This is a genomic window from Stenotrophomonas sp. P5_A8, assembly GCF_056400545.1.
The window spans coordinates 1-917 of record NZ_JBFULB010000603.1 but is presented as its reverse complement, the minus strand read 5'-3'; the positions used below and the strand labels follow the sequence as shown (position 1 = coordinate 917).

The 917-nt window shown below is 64.1% G+C and carries 1 protein-coding gene; it reads left to right on the top strand.

The features are described 5' to 3' along the window. The coding region (locus AC1DQP_RS20995) for a crotonase/enoyl-CoA hydratase family protein (RefSeq protein ID WP_478052497.1) at positions 1 to 723 on the top strand (723 nt) is incomplete at its 5' end. Positions 724 to 917: the final 194 nt, after the last annotated feature.

The window sequence follows — 917 nt, the reverse complement described above, 5'->3', positions numbered from 1 at the left end:
GAGATGTGGAGCTTCATGAATGCCATCACCCTCTCCCCGGCCGAGCGCAACAGCGGCGCGTTGCGTCACTTCGTGCTGGCCTCCGATGCCAGCGCCTACAACCTGGGCGGTGACCTGGAGCTGTTCTCCCACCTCATCCGCGAAGGCAACCGCGATCGCCTGCTTGCCTACGCGCAACGCTGCGTGGAAGGCGTGCATCACCTGCATACCGGCTTCGGTGGCGATGTGCGCACCATCGCGTTGATTCAGGGCGATGCCTTGGGCGGCGGCCTGGAAATGGCGCTGGCCTGCCACACGATCGTCGCCGAGGAAGGCTGCGGGATGGGGCTTCCGGAGGTGCTGTTCGGGCTGTTCCCGGGCATGGGTGCCTATTCGTTCCTGTGCAAGCGCGTCGCACCGCAGCTGGCCGAGAAGATCATTCTGGAAGGCCGGGTGTATTCGTCCGAAGAGATGTACGCGATGGGCGTGGTGGACATTCTGGTGCCCAAGGGCCAGGGCGTGGCGGCGGTGCAGGAGCAGATCCGCCAGCACCAGCGCGTCCCGCGCAGCTATCTGGCCATGAACGCGGCACGCAATCTGGCCCAGGCCGTGCGCTATGACGAGCTGCTGGAAATCACCAAGGTCTGGGTCGACTCGGCGCTGGCCCTGGAAGAGAAGTCGCTGCGCACCATGGATCGATTGATCAAAGCGCAGACGCGTCGTGCTCACCTCGACGCGGCGTGAATGCTGGCAACCGTTGCAAACCACTTCAAGCCCGGCCACAGCCGGGCTTTTTTTTGGTTTCTTTTTGCCTGCGGCGCGTTCTTCAATGCGCAGGAGTGCCTCGCTGGCTGCACCARCCAACYGTCGAGGGYGGGGGTGTGTGGGTTCGCGGGACCGTCGTACGCCATGGATGGCGCACGCGAGCTTACATGGAC